Origin of the sequence: Halomonas getboli, from assembly GCF_023094245.1 — a bacterium.
GTDB lineage: Bacteria > Pseudomonadota > Gammaproteobacteria > Pseudomonadales > Halomonadaceae > Halomonas > Halomonas getboli.
In genome coordinates this window covers 736757-754516 of record NZ_JALMEW010000001.1, presented here as the reverse complement: position 1 = coordinate 754516, position 17760 = coordinate 736757, and the positions used below count along the sequence as shown (strand labels likewise).

Annotated in this window: 17 protein-coding genes; 5 read left to right on the top strand and 12 right to left on the bottom strand. The window is 68.7% G+C overall.

The window, feature by feature from the left end; all coding sequences use genetic code 11:
* Positions 1-101 precede the first annotated feature (101 nt).
* The 8 genes from MYL53_RS03630 to osmF all read right to left on the bottom strand — a co-directional run bounded on the left by MYL53_RS03630 (position 102) and on the right by osmF (position 9542).
* The gene (locus MYL53_RS03630) at positions 102-1943 is read right to left on the bottom strand and encodes a protein kinase domain-containing protein (protein ID WP_247852053.1); all 1842 of its coding nucleotides are present in this window, start codon (positions 1941-1943) and stop codon (positions 102-104) included.
* A gap of 19 nt (positions 1944-1962) precedes the next feature.
* Positions 1963-3240, bottom strand: coding sequence for a 2-oxo acid dehydrogenase subunit E2 (locus MYL53_RS03625; RefSeq protein WP_247852052.1), 1278 nt, complete (start codon positions 3238-3240; stop codon positions 1963-1965).
* Positions 3241-3262: 22 nt separating this feature from the next.
* Positions 3263-4240: an alpha-ketoacid dehydrogenase subunit beta gene (locus tag MYL53_RS03620; RefSeq protein ID WP_247852051.1), complete on the bottom strand. Its 978-nt coding sequence runs from the start codon at positions 4238-4240 to the stop codon at positions 3263-3265.
* A gap of 1 nt (position 4241) precedes the next feature.
* Complete coding sequence (locus MYL53_RS03615; protein ID WP_247852050.1) at positions 4242-5447, bottom strand: thiamine pyrophosphate-dependent dehydrogenase E1 component subunit alpha; 1206 nt, start codon at positions 5445-5447, stop codon at positions 4242-4244.
* Positions 5448-5739: 292 nt separating this feature from the next.
* On the bottom strand, positions 5740-6492 hold the full coding sequence (locus MYL53_RS03610; RefSeq protein WP_247852049.1) for an ABC transporter permease: 753 nt from the start codon (positions 6490-6492) through the stop codon (positions 5740-5742).
* Positions 6485-7429 (bottom strand): ABC transporter ATP-binding protein, encoded by a 945-nt coding sequence (locus MYL53_RS03605; RefSeq protein WP_247852048.1) that lies wholly within the window; start codon positions 7427-7429, stop codon positions 6485-6487. The genes MYL53_RS03610 and MYL53_RS03605 overlap by 8 nt, the downstream gene beginning before the upstream one ends.
* Positions 7426-8619, bottom strand: coding sequence for an ABC transporter permease (locus tag MYL53_RS03600; RefSeq protein WP_247852047.1), 1194 nt, complete (start codon positions 8617-8619; stop codon positions 7426-7428). Before MYL53_RS03600 ends, MYL53_RS03605 begins: the two co-directional genes overlap by 4 nt.
* A complete protein-coding gene (gene osmF / locus MYL53_RS03595; protein ID WP_282103364.1) occupies positions 8616-9542 on the bottom strand; it encodes a glycine betaine ABC transporter substrate-binding protein OsmF in 927 nt (308 codons plus the stop codon). Before osmF ends, MYL53_RS03600 begins: the two co-directional genes overlap by 4 nt.
* 96 nt (positions 9543-9638) lie before the next feature.
* Between osmF and MYL53_RS03590 the strand changes: the two genes are divergently transcribed.
* The 3 genes from MYL53_RS03590 to MYL53_RS03580 all read left to right on the top strand — a co-directional run bounded on the left by MYL53_RS03590 (position 9639) and on the right by MYL53_RS03580 (position 11292).
* Positions 9639-10607, top strand: coding sequence for a DUF1853 family protein (locus MYL53_RS03590; RefSeq protein ID WP_247852046.1), 969 nt, complete (start codon positions 9639-9641; stop codon positions 10605-10607).
* Between the two features lie 164 nt (positions 10608-10771).
* On the top strand, positions 10772-11038 hold the full coding sequence (locus tag MYL53_RS03585; protein ID WP_247852045.1) for a hypothetical protein: 267 nt from the start codon (positions 10772-10774) through the stop codon (positions 11036-11038).
* Positions 11039-11073: 35 nt separating this feature from the next.
* Positions 11074-11292: a hypothetical protein gene (locus MYL53_RS03580; protein ID WP_247852044.1), complete on the top strand. Its 219-nt coding sequence runs from the start codon at positions 11074-11076 to the stop codon at positions 11290-11292.
* Positions 11293-11397: 105 nt separating this feature from the next.
* On the opposite strand, the gene mntA is transcribed toward MYL53_RS03580, so the two are convergent.
* The 3 genes from mntA to MYL53_RS03565 all read right to left on the bottom strand — a co-directional run bounded on the left by mntA (position 11398) and on the right by MYL53_RS03565 (position 14974).
* A complete protein-coding gene (mntA, locus tag MYL53_RS03575; RefSeq protein WP_247852043.1) occupies positions 11398-11808 on the bottom strand; it encodes a type VII toxin-antitoxin system MntA family adenylyltransferase antitoxin in 411 nt (136 codons plus the stop codon).
* Positions 11809-11883: 75 nt separating this feature from the next.
* Positions 11884-13293, bottom strand: a complete 1410-nt coding sequence (gene cysS, locus MYL53_RS03570) for a cysteine--tRNA ligase (protein ID WP_247852042.1) — start codon at positions 13291-13293, stop codon at positions 11884-11886.
* Between the two features lies 1 nt (position 13294).
* Positions 13295-14974: a glutamine--tRNA ligase/YqeY domain fusion protein gene (locus tag MYL53_RS03565; protein WP_247852041.1), complete on the bottom strand. Its 1680-nt coding sequence runs from the start codon at positions 14972-14974 to the stop codon at positions 13295-13297.
* Positions 14975-15126: 152 nt separating this feature from the next.
* On the opposite strand from MYL53_RS03565, the gene MYL53_RS03560 reads away from it, so the two are divergent.
* Complete coding sequence (locus tag MYL53_RS03560) at positions 15127-15633, top strand: peptidylprolyl isomerase (protein ID WP_247852040.1); 507 nt, start codon at positions 15127-15129, stop codon at positions 15631-15633.
* Between the two features lie 77 nt (positions 15634-15710).
* Positions 15711-16475 (top strand): UDP-2,3-diacylglucosamine diphosphatase, encoded by a 765-nt coding sequence (locus MYL53_RS03555; protein WP_247852039.1) that lies wholly within the window; start codon positions 15711-15713, stop codon positions 16473-16475.
* Positions 16476-16577: 102 nt separating this feature from the next.
* Here MYL53_RS03555 and MYL53_RS03550 read toward each other — a convergent pair whose 3' ends face one another.
* Positions 16578-17594: a CobW family GTP-binding protein gene (locus MYL53_RS03550; RefSeq protein ID WP_247852038.1), complete on the bottom strand. Its 1017-nt coding sequence runs from the start codon at positions 17592-17594 to the stop codon at positions 16578-16580.
* Positions 17595-17760: the final 166 nt, after the last annotated feature.

Below are 17760 nucleotides of genomic sequence, written 5' to 3'. Positions count from 1 at the left end.
CCCTGGGCGCTAACATTTGCCATCCCTGGCAAAAACCCCCTCTGCGACCTGTCCCCATGGCTTGTGCATGGTTCGGTTCGACGTCTCGGGCGTTACCTTTCTTACTCGGCCTGCTCTTTCATCGCGGCCAGGGCGGCGCGCGGGTCGCGGGGATAGAAGCGCTCCGGCTGGCGGGCCAGGTGGGCGAAGACGCGGGTATCCTTGTAGGGCATCTTCATGAAGCCCGAGACGCCGAGTCCCTCGATGCGCCCCACCGCGGCGAGGATGTCGTCCAGCCGGCGGCGGAATTCGGCCTCCCGGGACGGGTCGAGCAGCCGGTAGTGGCTATGGATCTTCAGGTGCTCGGGCAGCGCCTCGAAGATGATCATGCCGGTGTGGTGGATCTCGTTGAGCGCCTCCAGCGAGGCGATGATGGCCTCGGGCAGCACCAGGAACTCCTCCGGATCCGGGCCGTCCTCGAAGTAGCTGTGCAGCCGCGAGCGGTCCTCGAGCTCCGGCACCGCGCTGACCTCATAGGCCAGCCGCAGGTCGGGCGGGATCACGAAGGGGCGATCCGGCCCCTCGCGCTCCAGGTGCAGGGTATCGCGGGCGTTGAACAGGCAGCTCTTGAAGATGCCGCGGCGGTGGATGCCCCGGGCCAGGCTGACCATGTTGTTGACCGCGGCGATGAAGGCCGGCTTGAGCTCGGGGTCGTGCAGGTTCAGCGAGGAGTCGATGTAGACGCCGTCCGCCTCCCAGCGCACCGCCAGCCCGCCCACCACCGGGTACTTGCCGAGCCGGCTGACCGCGGCGAGGAAGGCCTTCTCGGTCTCGCCCATGCCCTGCATGAAGTTCTTGTAGTAGCGGTCGAGCTGCACGTCGTTGACGTCGTTCAGCGTCTCGCGGCCGCCCTCCTCACGCAGGAAGGCCTTGCGCGAGCTGTAGACCACGGTGTCGATCTCGCGGTCGGCGGCCCGGGCCCATACCGGCACCAGCGGCGCCTCGGGCGGGCTCGGCAGGTCGAGCATCACCAGCCGCGACAGGCGCGGCATCTCGCGCAGGAAGTGGTCGCCGGCCTTCATGCGAGTGCGTGGGTCGGGGTCGAGCATGCCGTCGAGCATGCGCGCGAACTCCCTGGGCAGGCCGAGCGAGGTGGCCGGCATGGCGCGGTGGCCGAAGCGACACGACTGGGCAGAGGCCAGCGCATAGAGGGTGCCGGCGGCGCCCTGCTCGTCGAAGCGCGGCGAAGACAGCGCGCCGTTGAGCTGGTCGTCGCCGATGAAATAGACGTCGCCCAGGCGGGCGTTGGTTTGCTGCAGGTTGTCCGACATCAGCTCCATGACGTTGGCCGAGACGAACTGCAGCTCGGCGTCGAGCTGGGCGAATACCGAGGAGCCCCAGTCGATCAGCGCCACGCTCTCGTCGCGCTCGTCGAACACCAGGTTGGAGGGCTTGATGTCGCCGTGGACGATGGGGCGGCCGGAGGGGCCGGACTCGCGGCGCAGGGCGCGCAGGATATCGGCCAGCTGGGCGGCGATGCGCATCACCCGCCGCGGCGACAACCGCCCCTCGCGCAGCGAGACCTCCTCCAGGTTCTCGCCGGGCGCGCGCTGCATCACCAGGATCGACTGGTGACGCACGCGCTGGAAGGCGATCAGCCGCGGCACCCGGGGATGGGCCACCTGCTCCAGCATGAAGGCCTCTTCCTCGAGGCGGTCCTGCAGCGACTGGGGCAGGTTGACCCGGGTGAACTTGAACACGTACTGCTCGCCGCCGACGGTGAGGCCGGCGAACACGAAGCCGTAGGCGCCCTTGCCGATCAGCTCGATCTCCCGATAGCCCAGCTGCTCGAGCTGGGCCTGGCACAGCGCCACCCACTCCCGCAGCTTGCGGGCGTCGTGATGGCTCAGCAGATAGACCGACTGGTCTTCCGGGATATAGAACTGCTGCAGCGGCTGGGTCATCGTTCCCCCGAGGCGATCCTCAGCTCAACTCGAGCAGCATGGTCTCCGGGTCCTCGAGATATCCCTTCCAGGCGTTGCAGAAGCGCGCGATGGTGCCGCCATCGAGCAGGCGGTGGTCGCCGGCCCAGGTCACGGTCATGATCGCCCGGCGGGTCACCTCGCCGGCCTCGTCGAAGCGCGGCAGCCACTGGCTCTTGCCGATGGCGACGATCGCCGCCTCCGGGGCGTTGATGATCGGCGCGGCGTAGGTGCCGCCCAGGGCGCCGATGTTGGAGATGCTGATGGTGCCGCCCTGCAGGTCCGCCTGGGCCACGCGCCCTTCCCGCGCCGCTGCGGTCAGCCGCTGGATCTCGCCGGCCACCCCCAGCAGGCTCAGGCCTTCCACGCCCTTGACGTTGGGCACCATCAGGCCGGCCCTGCCGTCCACCGCCATGCCGATGTTGCAGCACGGCAGGTAGTGGATCTCGTCGCCCGCCTCGTTGAGCCGGCTGTTGAGCAGCGGGTAGTCCCGGATCGCCAGCGCCATGGCCTTCATGAAGAACGGCATCAGGGTCAGCCTGATCTCCCGCGCCTCGGCCCGGGGCTTGAGCCGCTCGCGCAGCGCCAGCAGCTCGGTGACGTCGATCTCCTCGCCGTACTGGAAGTGCGGGATGGTCGAGGCCGCGGCCACCATCTGGCGGGCCATGGCCGCGCGCACGCCGCGCAGCGGCTCGACGCGAATGTCTTGTTGACCCTCACCTCGACGTTCGCCGGCTGCCGACGGCTCGGCGCCGGTCGTATGCCCGCCGTCGATCAGCGCCAGCACGTCCTCCTTGAGCACCCGGCCGTCCTTGCCGGAGCCGGGCACGTCCTCGAGACGCAGATCGTGCTCGCGCACCAGGCGGCGCACTGCGGGGCTGGCCGGAATCCGGCCATGGGGGCCCTGGCTCGAGGCGGCCCGATCGGGGCGCTCCTGCTCGGCGGAGCACACGGTGCTCGCCTGCGGCACCGGCGTCTCGACGCGGTTCGCTCCTGCGTCGTCGGCCTCCGGCGCCGATGCCTCGGCGCCTTCCGGCTCATCGTCCGCGGTCTCATAGGCGAACAGCGGCGCGTGTACCTTGGCGATCTCGCCCTTGGGCACGTGCAGCTTGGTGACGCGCCCGGCCTCGGGGGCGGTGATCTCGACCAGCGCCTTGTCGGTCATCACCTCGACCACCGGCTGGTCCTCCTCGATGGCGTCGCCTTCGGCGATCCGCCACTCGACGACTTCACACTCCACGATACCCTCGCCGATATCGGGCAGCTTGAACTCGGTCATCGTGCTTACTCCTGTCCTGGACTCAGTAGTGGACGCTCTCGCGGATGGCCTCGAAGACCTTGAGGTGATCCGGCAGGTACTCCTTCTCCAGCGTCAGCGGGAAGGGCGTGTCCAGGCCGGTCACGCGCAGGATCGGCGATTCCAGGTACAGGAAGCAGCGCTCCTGGAGGGTGGCGGCGATCTCGCCGGCGAAGCCGCCGGTCTGCGGCGCCTCGTGGGTCACCACCAGCCGGCCGGTCTTGAGCAGCGATTCCGCCACGGTGTCGGCGTCCCAGGGCAAGAGTGTGCGCAGGTCGATCACCTCGCAGGAGATGCCGTCCTTCTCGGCCAGCTCGACCGCCTTGTCGATGACCTCCATCTGGGCGCCCCAGCCCACCAGGGTGACGTCGCTGCCCTCCTTGGTGACCTCGGCCTCGCCCAGCGGCAGCTGGTAGTCTTCCTCCGGCACCTCGCCGGTGGACGCCCGATAGAGCCGCTTGGGCTCGAAGAAGATCACCGGGTCCGGGTCGCGGATGGCCGCCAGCAGCAGGCCCTTGGCCTCGTAGGGGTTGCGCGGCACCACGATCTTCAGCCCCGGCGTATGGGTGAAGTAGGCCTCCGGCGACTGGGAGTGATAGTGGCCGCCGGAGATGCCGCCGCCGTAGGGCGCGCGGATGGTCAGCCCGCCGACGTTGAACAGGTCGCCCGAGCGATAGCGGAACTTGGCGGTCTCGTTGACGATCTGGTCGAAGGCCGGAAAGATGTAGTCGGCGAACTGGATCTCCGCCACCGGCACCGAGCCCTGGGCGGCCAGGCCGTTGGCGAAGCCGACGATGCCCTGCTCCACCAGCGGCGTGTTGAAGCAGCGCGCCCGGCCGTAGCGTTCCTGCAGATGGCTGGTGGCACGGAAGACCCCGCCGAAGCCGCCCACGTCCTCGCCGAAGCACAGCACCTTCTCGTCCTCGGCCATGGCGATGTCCAGGGCGTTGTTGATCGCCTGCAGCAGATTCATGGTCGGCATCTCAGGACTCTCCCTCGTCGTCGGTGCGGCTCAGCTCGGGGTCGAGGAAGCGTGCGCCCTTCGGATAGGCCTCCGGATGGCGGCGGATATGCGCCTTGAGGGCATCGAGCTGCTGCTGCAGGGCCGGCGTGACCTCGGCGTAGACATCCGTCACCAGCGTATCGAGGGTCGGCGGCGGGCGCTTCTCGGCGCGCTTCATGGCTTCCAGCACCTCGCGGCGCAGCCGCTCCTGCAGCTCCTTCTCCTCGTCGTCGCTCCACCAACCCTGGTCGCTCATCCAGCGCTGCATGCGCAGGATCGGGTCCTTCTCGCGCCAGGCTTCCTCCTCCTTGCGCGAGCGATAGCCGGACGGGTCGTCCGAGGACGAATGCGCGGCCAGGCGATAGGTCATGGCCTCGATCAGCACCGGCTTGTTGTGCTCCACGGCGATGCGCCGGGCCTCCTGGGTGGCGCGGTGGACCGCCAGGATGTCGTTGCCGTCGACGCGGATCACGTGCATGCGATAGCCGAAGGCCCGCGGCGCCACGCCGTCGGCGGCGAACTGCTCGATGGCCGGCGTGGAGATGGCGTAGCCGTTGTTGCGGCAGAAGAAGATCACCGGCACCTCGTGCACCGCCGCCATGTTCAGGGCGGCATGGAAGTCGCCCTCGGAGGCGGCACCTTCGCCGAAGAACACCGTGGTGCACTGGCCCTCGCCGGCCAGCTTCTGGCCGTAGGCGTAGCCGGTGGCCTGGGGAATCTGGGTCGCCAGCGGCGAGGAGATGGTCATGTAGTGGAGCTTGCGCGACCCGTAGTGGATCGGCATCTGACGGCCCTTGCCGTAGTCGAGCTCGTTGCCGAACAGCTGATTCATGAACTCGTCGAAGGTGAAGCCGCGATAGACCAGCGCGCCCTGCTCGCGGTACTGGGCCATGATCATGTCGGCCTCGTCGAGCGCCGCGGTGGCGCCGATCACCGCGGCCTCCTCGCCGGTGCACTGCATATAAAAGCTGAGCCGGCCCTGGCGCTGGGCGGCCATCATGCGCTCGTCGAGCACCCGGGTGGCGATCATCGCCCGGTAGATGGCCCGGGCCTCGTCGCGCTCGAGGGTCGGGGCCTCGGCGCCCTCGCAGAGGGTGCCTTCCTGGGTCAGCACCCGGTAGGTGGGAATGCTGAACTCGTCACCGGCCAGGAACTCCGGCACGTGAATATCTCGCGTCGTGGTCATCGTCGTGATCCTTACCCCTTTTGGGGGCAGTGTTGTCGCTCTTGTGTCGGACCGCCAGGGGATCGCCCGGGCGTCGATCAACGCACGATTCTGACGTTAACGTAAACTGAAAACCTTCGATAGCACGACGAAAGTCACACGCCGGCGAGACCGCGTTCAAGCTGGGCCCAGGGCAAGCCTGCGCGGAGACGCGATAAATACATCCCTGTAGCTCCCGACGCCATCCATGGCGTAGGAGCTCCGCTTAGACTTGCCCTCGGCGCTGACTCCCAACGCCGGCACTTCAGCGCTCTCAGGCGGCGGCCGGCTGCAGTCGGGCGAAGACGCTGTCCACGGTCAGCGCCAGCAGCCCGATCAGCAGCGCGCCCTGCAGCACGTAGGCGGTGTTGCCGTTGACGATGCCGGAGATGATCGGGTCGCCCAGGTTGCTCGCCCCCACGGTGGCGCCGATGGCCGCGGTGGCGATATTGATGGTCACCGAGGTGCGGATGCCGGCCAGGATCACCGGCGCGGCCAGCGGCAGCTCCACCTGGCGCAGCAGCTGGCCGCCGGTCATGCCCATGCCGCGCGCCGCCTCGCGCACGCCGGGATCGACGCCCTCCAGCCCGGCCAGGGTGTTGCGCACGATCGGCAGCAGCCCGTAGAGCAGCAGCGCGACGATGATCGGCAGGGTGCCGAAGCCCAGCACCGGCACCGCCAGCGCCAGCACCGCCACCGGCGGGAAGGTCTGGCCGATCGAGGCCAGCTGGGCGACCAGCGGCAGGAAGTCGCGACCGGCGCAGCGCGTCACCGCCACTGCCGCCCCGACGCCAATGATCACCGCGGCCAGCGCCGCGACGGCCACCACCAGCAGATGACGGCCCAGCAGGGTCAGGAAATCGGCCCGGGCATAGATCACGCTGCGACTGTCCGGCTCGACCAGCCGGAACAGCCCCTCGAGCCAGGGCATGCCCACGCAGGCGGAGAGCAGCACCAGGCTCCAGGCCAGCGGCACCAGCCAGCGCGTCCCTCCCCGCGAGACCCGGCGACTCACCGCCTCACTCATGATGCTTCGCCCCCACCAGCTGGCGCAGCGACAGCTCGCCCACCGGCATGTCCTCGTCGTCGACCACGGCCAAGCGCTCGGCGTGGCGCCACAGCATCATCGACAGCGCCTCGCGCAGGGTGGCGTGGCGGGAGATCCGCTCCCGCGGCAGCAGCCGCGGGCTCAGCGGCATCATCCGCTCGCCGACGGTCAGCAACGCCGCCTCCTTGAGGCCACGGTCCTCGCCGCCGAGCAGCGATTCGACGAAAGCGTCGGCGGGCTCGCGCAGCAGCTCAAGCGGATGGCCCTGCTGACGGATGCGGCCGCCGTCCATGACCACCAGCCGGTCGGCCAGCCGCAGCGCCTCGTCCATGTCGTGGGTGACGAAGACGATGGTCTTCTGCAGCCGCGCCTGCAGCTCGCGCAGCTCCTGCTGGAGCGTCTCGCGGGTGATCGGATCCAGCGCCCCGAAGGGCTCGTCCATCAGCAGGATATCGGGGTCGGCGGCCAGCGCCCGGGCCACGCCGACCCGCTGGGCCTGGCCACCGGAGAGCTGGCGCGGATACTTGCCGGCGAACTCGTCCATCGACAGGCCGAGCATCGCCATCAGTTCCTCGACCCGCTCGCGGATCCGTGCGGGAGGCCATTTCAGCAGCCGCGGCACCAGGCCGATGTTGCGCGCTACCGTCCAGTGCGGAAACAGCCCGGTGCTCTGGATCGCATAGCCCATGCGACGGCGCAGGGTCTCCTCGCGGAAGTCGCGGATCTGCTGGCCGTCGATGTGGATCTCGCCGTCGCTGTGCTCGATCAGGCGGTTGATCATGCGCAGCGTCGTCGACTTGCCGCACCCGGAGGTGCCCACCAGCACGCACAGCTCGCCGCGCTCGACGCGCAGCGAGATGTCGTCCACCGCGGCGGTCTCGCCGAAGCGCTTGGACACGCCGATGAGTTCGATCATGTGGCCTCTCCCTGGCGCGTGAGCTCGGTCAGGGCGCCCAGCAGGGCATCGGCGATCAGCGCCATGACCAGGATCGGCAGGGCGCCGAGCAGCACCATGTCCATGGCCGCCTGCCCCAGTCCCTGAAAGATGAAGGTGCCGAGGCCGCCGGCACCGATCAGCGCAGCCACGGCGGTCAGGCCGATGGCCTGCACGGTGGTGATGCGAACCCCCTCGAGGATCACCGGCGCGGCCAGCGGCAGACGCACCTGACGGAACACCTGGCCGCGGCTCATGCCCATGCCGCGGGCCGCGTCGATCACGCCGGGGTCGACCTCATCGAGGGCCACGAAGGTGTTGCGCACCATCGGCAGCAGGCTGTAGCCGACCAGCGCCAGCAGCGCCGGGGCGGCGCCGATGCCGCTCACGCCCAGGGCCGCCAGCCACTCGACGTGGGCGCCCAGCCAGGCCAGCGGCGCCAGCAGCAGGCCGAACAGCGCCAGGCTGGGAATGGTCTGCAGGAAGTTGAGCACCGCGAAGCCGAACGTCCGACAGCGCGCCCAGCGACGCATGGCCAGCGCCAGGACCACGCCGAGCACCAGGCTGATGCCGACGGCGGCGCCGACCAGCAGCAGATGCTCGGCGATGGCGGCGATGAAGCCGTCGCGGCGGGCCAGGAACTCCTGGCGCAGCGCCAGCGGCTCGAGGCCGAACGTCAGCCAGCCGACGAGGCTCACCAGCGGCACCAGCAGCAGCGACCAGCCCAGCGGCCGCGACAGCGACAACCGCGTGCGTAGCTCGATCAACGCCAGCAGCAGCAGGAACAGCCCCACCCAGCCCCCGGCGCCGACGCCCATGCGCGCCTGGGGCAGATCGGCGTCGACCAGCTGCGCCGCGGCCAGCGCCAGCCAGGCCGGCAGCGCAGCGAGCATCGCCACCACCAGGCCCAGGGCCCAGCGCAGCCGCTGCCGATCCGGGCGCCAGGCCAGCGCCAGCACGGCCAGCATCGGCACCAGGCCGATCACAAGGCCCGACCAGCCGGCCACGTCCCAGGCGGCGTGGCCCTGGCCGGGCACGATGCGATTGGGCGCCACGCTGACGGCATCGAGCCCGCACCAGGCGACCAGGGTCGCCATCAGCAGGCTCAGGAGCACGACGTTGGGGCGAGGCACGTTCCTGTTCCCTTTCTCCTCGTTCACCCCGCGGCTCATTCGTCCAGGGTGTCGAGGAAGTCACCGGCCACCTTGGCCGGGTCCAGGCCGTTGACGGCCACGTCGCCGTTGAGGCGCTGCAGGGTGTCGCGGTCCAGCGCCTCGAACACCGGCGCCAGCAGCGTCTCGATCTCGGGATGCGCCTCGAGCACCTCGGCGCGCACCACCGGCGCCGGCTGGTAGACCGGCTGCACCCCGAGGGTGTCGTCCAGCACCTGCAGGTCGAGGGCCTTGAGGCCACCGTCCGTGCCGTAGGTCATGGCGGCGTTGACGCCGCTGGTCTGCTGGGCGGCGGCGCGCATGGTGGCGGCGGTATTGCCGCCGGAGAGCACCAGCAGCTCGTTCTCGGAGAGCGTGAAGCCGTAGGCCTGCTGGAAGGCCGGCAGCGCCTGGGGCGATTCGACGAACTCGGCGCTCGCCGCCAGCTTGAAGTCGCCGCCATCGTTCAGGTAGCCGGCCAGGTCCTCGAGGCTCGTCAGCTCGTGCTCGCGGGCCAGGTCGCCGCGCACGCTGATCGCCCAGGTGTTGTTGGCCTCGGCGGGCGTCAGCCACACCAAGTCGTTCTGCTCGCGGTCTTTCTGCCTGACGGTTTCATAGGCCTGCTCGGCATCCTTCCATACCGGGCTGTCGGCCATGTCGAAGAAGAAGGCGCCGTTGCCGGTGTACTCCGGATAGAGATCGATCTCGCCGGCGGTCAGGGCGGTGCGCACGATGCTGGTGGCGCCCAGCTGCAGGCGGTTCTCCACCGCAATGCCGCCGGCCTCGAGGCGCTGCAGGATCAGTTGCCCGAGCACCGAGCCCTCGGTATCGATCTTGGAGGCGACCACCACCGGCCCTCCGGAGGCGTTCTGGGCCTGCGCCGCGCCCAGGGTCATCAGGGTGCCGGCCGCGATGGCGGCGAGACGTGTCAGTGCTGGCTGCATGGATACCACCCGCTTCCCGAATGAATGTATGCTGGAGTATAAGACCTGTATAGCTTCGCTGTCAGAGCGCCATCTCAACGCCCGGAGCGAGACCGCATGCCGCCATTTCGCGATGACATCCGCCCCTGGCGCCACCCGCTGGTACGCGACCTGGCCTGGCTGCTGCAGGCCCCGGACCTGCTCAGCCTCGACGCCCCCGGCCGCCCCGATCGTCACTGCCTGGGCCTGGCCAGCGATGCCGCCCTGGTCGACTACCTCGCCGCCCTGGACGCCGCCCCCGCCAAGCTGGAGCGCTACGTCGGCTCGGCCCTGGAAGCGCGCATGGGGCACTATCACGAGCGCCTGTGGCAGTTCCTGCTCGACACCGCGCCGAACACCCGGCTGCTCGCCCACAACCTGCCGGTGCTCCAGGAGCGCCGTACCCTGGGTGAGCTCGACCTGATCTACGCCGAAACGCCGGATCCCGTTCCGGTGCATCTCGAGGTGGCGATCAAGTATTACCTGGGGCTCCCCGAGGGCCCGGGCGCCGACGACGACCAGGCACGCTGGATCGGCCCCGGCGGCCTGGACAGCCTGGCGCTCAAGCGCCATCACCTGGAGCACCATCAGCTGCCGCTGGCCCAGCGCCCGGTGACGCGCCTGGCGCTGGCCGAACGGCTGGGCGCCCCGGTCACCCGGCTGCGCCAGCGCCTGGCGATGCCCGGCGTGCTGTTCTACCCCTGGCAGGCCGATCTGCCCGCCCCGCGGCACGCCGCGCCCGACCACCTGCGCGGCCACTGGTTCCACTGGCGTGACTGGCCACGCTGGCGCGCCAGCCTGCCCGACACGACCCGCGGGGCTTGGCTGTGCAAGCCCCATTGGCTAGCGCTGCCCCCCGAAGCGCAGCTGACCTCGCTGTCGAGCCTCGGCCATCGCCTGCGGCTGCACTTCGCCCAGGGCGGCGCGCCGGTGCAGCTGGGGCTGTGTCTGGGCAGTACCCCGTCCTCTCCCTGGTATCGCGTATTCGTCGTCGACGATGCCTGGCCGAATCGCGTCCCGCTGCCACCGGCCGTGACGCCGGCATGAAGCTCTAACGGCCTGGCCGACGTCGACTTTAGCCATGCGTTTGTAACCCAAATTTACAAACAGCGTTTCTGAACTATGATGTCGGTAAGGGCCCGCCCCATGGCCCCCAGACCGGCGACGGCGAGTCGCTTCTCTTGGTTCCATGCCGTTCGGAGGGATGCCACATGAACCAGGTACTGCGGTTGACCCACACTCCCGTTGAGCAACGTCCTCTTCCCCAGGCGCGCCCGATGCGCCGCGGCAAATGCCTCGAGCACCCTCTCCGAACCCGCGCCCGCCCCCATGGGCGAGTCGAGGTCGGCTGCCTCGCCCACGCACCGCACGAGGACCTCGGCCTCGGGGATCTCTCCAATGCCCAGCGCCGGCTCGATTTCTATGCGCGCTGGCACGGACTGACGGAGCCGCGACTGAAGATATGGAAGGCCTGCTGAGACCAATGGCTCGGGTAGCAAGGAGGGAGTTCCTCATGAACATGGGCGCACGGATCACCCCTGACTGGCATCACGTCCACGCCGACTGGTGGCAGGACAACCGCGGCAACGACATCCACCGCGTCGCCGTCGACGACGATACGCTCTATCACTGTCATCTCGCCGGCTCGACGCTGCCGTGGGATGCGGTCGCCGTCAGCCTGGACGAGGCCATGGCGCTGGTCGACGAGGTGCCGGACGCGGAACTGCACTGAGAACAGGCCCGCACCAACGCAAGACGCCCGGCACAGGCCGGGCGTCTTGATGCATCACGTAGCGGTCACGCCAGCTGAATCATGCACTTTGCGTAGCCGATCAGGTCATCGGCCATAGATACTTTCCCGCCGTTTGATGTCTTCCATCAGGACTCGACGTTTAATACCGAGGTCCCAGTACTCGCTGAATATGGCCAGCTCGAACTCGTCGGCCTCGGTGCCGGCACGCCACAGCGGCGCACCTTCCGAGACCACCTGATACTGCATGACGGTCGAGGCGTCTCGCAGATCCACGAGATCGACGTCCCGATCCAGCAGGCTGGCGAGGGTTCCCGCCAGCGCCCAGCGCTGGTCGGATGCCATGGCCAAAGGCAGGAGAACGGCCAGGTCGACGTCGCTGTCGTGTCGGGACATCTCGGTCGCCTGGCTGCCGAACAGATAGACGGCCTGAAGCGCTGGCAGCGCCTGGCGCAGCGATTCAACGCAGCGCTGGCATTCCTCCGGTCTCAGCGGCATGGCATGCCTCCCGTCAGCGAACCAGGGGCGACTCGCGAAGCACGCGCCGCCCACGCGGTTTGACGCAATCCGCCGTTACTCGCCCGGCGCCTCGAACACCCAGCCGGTGCCCTCGCGGCTGTCCTTGAGCACGATGCCCAGCGCGGCCAGCTCGTCGCGGATGCCGTCGGCGGTGGCGAAGTCGCGGGCCTTCTTGGCCTCGGCGCGCTCGGCGATCTTCGCCTCGATCTCGGCCTCGGTCAGCGGCAGCTCGCCGGCACCGGCGCCCTTGAGGAAGGCCGCGGGCGCCTGCTGCAGCAGGCCGAGCACGCCGCCCAGGCGCCTGAGCTCGGCGGCCAGGGCCGGCGCCTGCTCGGGGCTTTCCTTCTTGGCGCGATTGAGCTCGCGGGCCAGGTCGAACAGCACCGACACCGCCTCGGCGGTGTTGAAGTCGTCGTCCATGGCCGCGGTGAAGCGCTCGTCGAAGCGCGCATCGACCTCGCCTTCCTGCACCTCGACGCCGTCCAGGGCCAATCCGTCCAGAGCATTGTAGAAGCGCTCCAGCGACTTGCGGGCGTCGGCCAGCGACTCCGGCGCATAGTTGATCGGGCTGCGATAGTGGCTCGACACCAGCAGGTAGCGCACCACCTCGGCGTCGTGATGCTCGAGCACGTCGCGGATGGTGAAGAAGTTGCCCAGCGACTTGGACATCTTCTCCTGGTTCACGCGCACCGCCCCGGCGTGCATCCAGGTGTTGACGTAGGGCTTGCCGGTGGCGGCCTCGCTCTGGGCGATCTCGTTCTCGTGGTGCGGGAAGGTCAGGTCCGGCCCGCCGCCGTGGATGTCGAAGGTCTCGCCCAGGCAGCAGGTGGACATCGCCGAGCATTCGATGTGCCAGCCGGGACGCCCCTCGCCCCAGGGCGAGAGCCAGTTGACCTCGCCGGGCTTGGCGGCCTTCCACAGCACGAAGTCGAGCGGGTCTTCCTTGTGCTCATCGACGTCGACCCGGGCGCCGGAGCGCATGTCGTCCAGGTCGCGGTTGTTGAGCTTGCCGTAGCCCTCGAACTTGCGCACTCGATAATAGACGTCGCCGTTGTCCGCCGCATAGGCATAGCCCTTGTCGATCAGCGTCTGGATCATCGAGACGATCTCGTCGAGGTGCTGGGTCGCGCGCGGCTCGGCGTCCGGGCGCAGCACGCCGAGGCGGCCTTCGTCCTCGTGCATGGCATCGATCATGCGGTCGGTGAGCGCCTCGATGGTCTCGCCGTTCTCGTCCGCCCGCTTGAGGATCTTGTCGTCGATGTCGGTGATGTTGCGCACGTAGCTGACGTCGTAGCCGCGGGCCCGCAGGTAGCGGGTGATGACGTCGAAGGCCACCATCACCCGGGCGTGGCCCAGGTGGCAGAAGTCATAGACGGTCATGCCGCAGACGTACATGCGCACCTTGCCCGGCTCGATGGGCGTGAAGGTTTCCTTGCGACGCGTCAGGGTGTTGTAGATCTGCATGTCAGCCCTTCTTCTGTGCCTTGGCCCAGCCATCCTTGAGGCCCACGGTGCGGTTGAACACCAGCTTGCCGTCGCGGCAGGCGTGGCGGTCGGCGCAGAAGTAGCCGACCCGCTCGAACTGGAAGCGGCTCTCGGGCGTGGCGTCGGCCAGGCTCGGCTCGCCCATGGCCTGCACCACGGTCAGCGACTCGGGGTTCAAGTGCTCGAGGAAGTCGGCGTCCTTGTCCTTGTCCGGCTGCTCGACGGTGAACAGGTTGTCGTAGAGGCGCACCTCCATCGGCACCGCCTGAGCGGCGCTGACCCAGTGGATCACGCCCTTGACCTTGCGGCCCTCGGGATTCTTGCCGAGGGTGTCGAAGTCGACCGAGCAGCGCAGTTCGCTGACCTCGCCGGCCTCGTCCTTGATCACCTCGTCGCAGCGGATGACGTAGGAGTTGCGCAGCCGCACTTCCTTACCCGGCGCCAGGCGGAAGAACTTCTTCGGCGGCTCTTCCATGAAGTCGTCGCGGTCGATGTACAGCTCGCGGGAGAACGGGATCTCGCGCACGCCCATGTCCTCGCGGGCTGGGTGCCCGGCGACCTGGTAGGTCTCCGCGAAGTCCTCGGCGACGTTGGTCAGCACCACCTTGAGCGGCTTGAGCACGCACATGGCGCGCGGCGCGTTGTCCTCGAGGTCGGAGCGGATCGCGTGGTAGAGCATGGCGATATCGACCAGGCCGCCGTCGGCGCGGGTCACGCCGATCATCTCGCAGAACTTGCGGATCGAGGCTGGGGTGTAGCCGCGGCGACGCATGCCGGACAGGGTCGGCAGGCGCGGGTCGTCCCAGCCGTCGACGATGTTCTCGTCCACCAGCAGCTTGAGCTTGCGCTTGGAGGTCAGGGTGTAGTTCAGGTTCAGCCGCGCGAACTCGATCTGGCGCGGCTTGGCCGGCACCGGCAGGTTGTCCAGGAACCACTCGTACAGCGGGCGGTGATCCTCGAACTCCAGGGTGCAGACGGAGTGCGTCACGCCTTCCAGGGCATCGGACTGGCCGTGGGTGAAGTCGTAGGACGGATAGATCTTCCACTTGTCGCCGGTCTGGTGATGCGAAGCGTGGCGGATGCGATAGAGGATCGGGTCGCGCAGGTTGATGTTCGGCGCGGCCATGTCGATCTTGGCGCGCAGCACCTTCTCGCCCTCGGCGAACTCGCCGACGCGCATGCGCTCCAGCAGGTCGAGGTTCTCCTCGACGCTGCGCTCACGGTAGGGACTCGGCGTGCCGGGCTCGGTCAGGGTGCCGCGATACTCGCGCATCTCGTCCGGGGACAGATCGTCGACGTAGGCCTTGCCCTCGCGGATCAGGTGCTGGGCCCACTCGTAAAGGGTTTCGAAGTAGTCCGAGGCGAAGCGCACGTCGCCGGCCCACTCATAGCCCAGCCAGCTGACGTCTTCCTTGATGGCGTCGATATAGGCCTGCTCTTCCTTCGCCGGATTGGTGTCGTCGAAGCGCAGATGACAGTCGCCACCGAACTGCTCGGCGAGCCCGAAATTCAGACAGATCGATTTGGCATGGCCGATGTGCAGGAAGCCGTTGGGCTCCGGCGGGAAGCGGGTGACGATCTTCCCCTGTCGGCCGGCCTCGATCTCTTCGCTGATCTGGTTGCGAATGAAGTTCGGCGCGCTGGTGGTCTCGCTGGTCATGTTGATTGGGCAACCTCTGGTTGAACGCGGGCCTGTCGTCGCGACGCCGCGGGCCTGACCACGGCTTCGCGCATCGACGCAAAGCGGCTATTATAGCGCCACGTGCCCATATGGCGCCAAGGCATCCCGCTTCGAGAAGACAGGACATCGTGATGATCATCTTGCAGACCAATTTCGGCGATATTCATGTCGCCCTGAACCACGACCAGGCCCCGAAGACGGCTGCCAACTTCGAGCAGTACGTGCGTGACGGCTTCTACGACAACACCCTGTTCCACCGCGTCATCGACGGTTTCATGGTCCAGGGCGGCGGCTTCGATCTGGACTTCGAGCAGAAGCAGACCCGCGCGCCGATCGAGAACGAGGCCGACAACGGCCTGGCCAACACCCGCGGCACCCTGGCCATGGCTCGTACCCAGGACCCGCACTCCGCCAGCGCCCAGTTCTTCATCAACGTGGCCGACAACGACTTCCTCAACCATCGCGGCAAGAACCTGCAGGGCTGGGGCTACTGCGTGTTCGGCGAGGTCGTCGAGGGCATGGACGTGGTCGAGCGCATCAAGGGCGTGGCCACCACCCGCCGCGGCATGCACGCCGACGTGCCGGCCGAGGACGTGATCATCCAGCGCGCCTACGTGCAGGACGACGCCGAGGCCTGAGGCCCGGTCCCGTGAGTCCCGCGCCCTCGCCGTCCGGCGGGGGCGCTTTCCTTCATCCGCTGCCCGCGAGAGATGCCATGTCGACCCTGCTGATCTCCGATCTCCACCTGCATCCCGGCGCCCCGGCCATCACCGAGGGCTTCCTGAACTGGCTGGAGACCCGCGCCATCGGCGCCGAGGCGCTCTATATCCTCGGCGACTTCTTCGAGGCCTGGATCGGCGATGACCTGCTGGACCTCGGCGCCGCCGACCCCAGCGGCACCGCCACCCTCGCCGCGCGCATCGCCGAGGCCCTGAAGCGCCTCTCGGATGCCGGCACCGCCGTCTATCTGATGCACGGCAACCGCGACTTCCTGCTCGGGGAGCGGTTCGCCGAGGCCGCCGGCGCCACCCTGCTGCCCGACCCCAGTGTGGTCACGCTCGGCGACGAGCGGGTGCTACTGATGCACGGCGACAGCCTGTGCACCCTGGACGAGGCCTACATGGCCTTCCGCGCCAAGGCCCGCGACCCGCAGTGGCAGGCGCAGATCCTGGCGATGCCGATTCCCGAGCGAATCGCGCTGGCCAGGCAGCTGCGCGACCAGTCCGGTGAGGCCAACTCCAACAAGGCCGAGGACATCATGGACGTAACGCCGGAGGAAGTGGTCGCGGCCCTGCGCGAGCACGGCGTGACCACGATGATTCACGGTCACACCCACCGCCCCGCCGTCCACGAGGTCGACCTCGACGGCACGCCGGCGCGACGCTACGTGCTGGGCGACTGGCAGCCGGACCAGGGCTGGGAGATCGAAATCGCCGCCGGTCAAGCGCCGACGCTGCGCGACTTCCCGCTGCAGGGCTGAATCGCGCCCTCAGCATGCCTCGGGGTCAGACCCTTCAGCGCCCTTAGGATCTGCGATCCTAAGGGCGCTGAAGGGTCTGACCCCGTTTCGGCTGCGTGTTGGCTATTGGGTACAGCGCGCGAGCCCCGCCTCGAGCGCCTCGGCGTCCGGCATCTTTCCCGCCTCCGCGATCAGCTCCAGCCGCGAGTCGCGACGCCACTCGCTGGGCCTGAGCCCGCTCTCGCCATTTGCCCGATTCACCGCGTACCACCCGGTGTCCGTGTGCAGTACGCCCTTGACCCGCAGACCCGCCGGTAGAGCGTTCAACCAGGCTGAGATCGCCGCGGCGTCGAAGACATCATCGGAATGCCAGCGCCATCCCAGGCTCTCGTGGCCCAGCGCGGCGCCGCTCTCGCGCACCGGCACGCCGGCGCGCGGAGCACGGGCGTCAAGATCCAGCCGAGGCCCCGGGGCCTCGGCCTGGGCACGATGTGCCATCGGAGACGCCGGATCCCCAGACGCCCGATGCTGCCCGGCCTCGAGCAGTCGCTCGATCGGCAGCCGACCGTGCAGCACGTCCGCCACCCAGCGCTCGCCCGGCAGCGCCTTGGCCAGCCAGTCCCGCGCCGCATCGACCTGAGCGGCCTCGACGCGGTCGATCATGGTCAAGGCGACGCCGTCGGCCAGGCGCAGCTGATCGCGGAAGGTCTCGTGGCCACGTGCGCGAGGATCGTCCAGGCGTCGCGGATCGAGCAGCGCCACCACCTCGCGCAGCTCGAGCACCCCTCGGAAGGCCTCCCCACTCAACAGTGAGATCAGCCCCGCCGGATGACCGAGCCCCGAGGGCTCGATGATCAGGCGGTCGGGGCGATGGCGACGCAGCAGCTGGACCAGGCGGGTCTGCAGCACCGTCGACAGCTGGCAGCACAGGCAGCCGCCCGGCAGGGCCTGGATCGCCACGTCGTCACGCTCGGCGAACAGCGCCTGGTCGATGCCGACTCGGCCGAACTCGTTGATGAAGATGGCCCAGCGCTCGCCGGCCGGCTTGTGCGCGATCAGCTCCCGGATCAGCGTGCTCTTGCCGCTGCCCAGGAAGCCGGTGATCAGATGGACGGGGATATGGGAAAGCGGAGACGACATAGGGCGATGAGGTGAGAGGGATAAAGGATGTGCGGCCAAGCGGCCAAGCGGCCAAGCGGCCAAGCGGCCAAGCGGCCAAGCGGCCAAGCGGCCAAGCGGCCAAGCGGCCAAGCGGCCAAGCGGCCAAGCGGCCAAGCGGCCAAGCGGCCAAGCGGCCAAGCGGCCA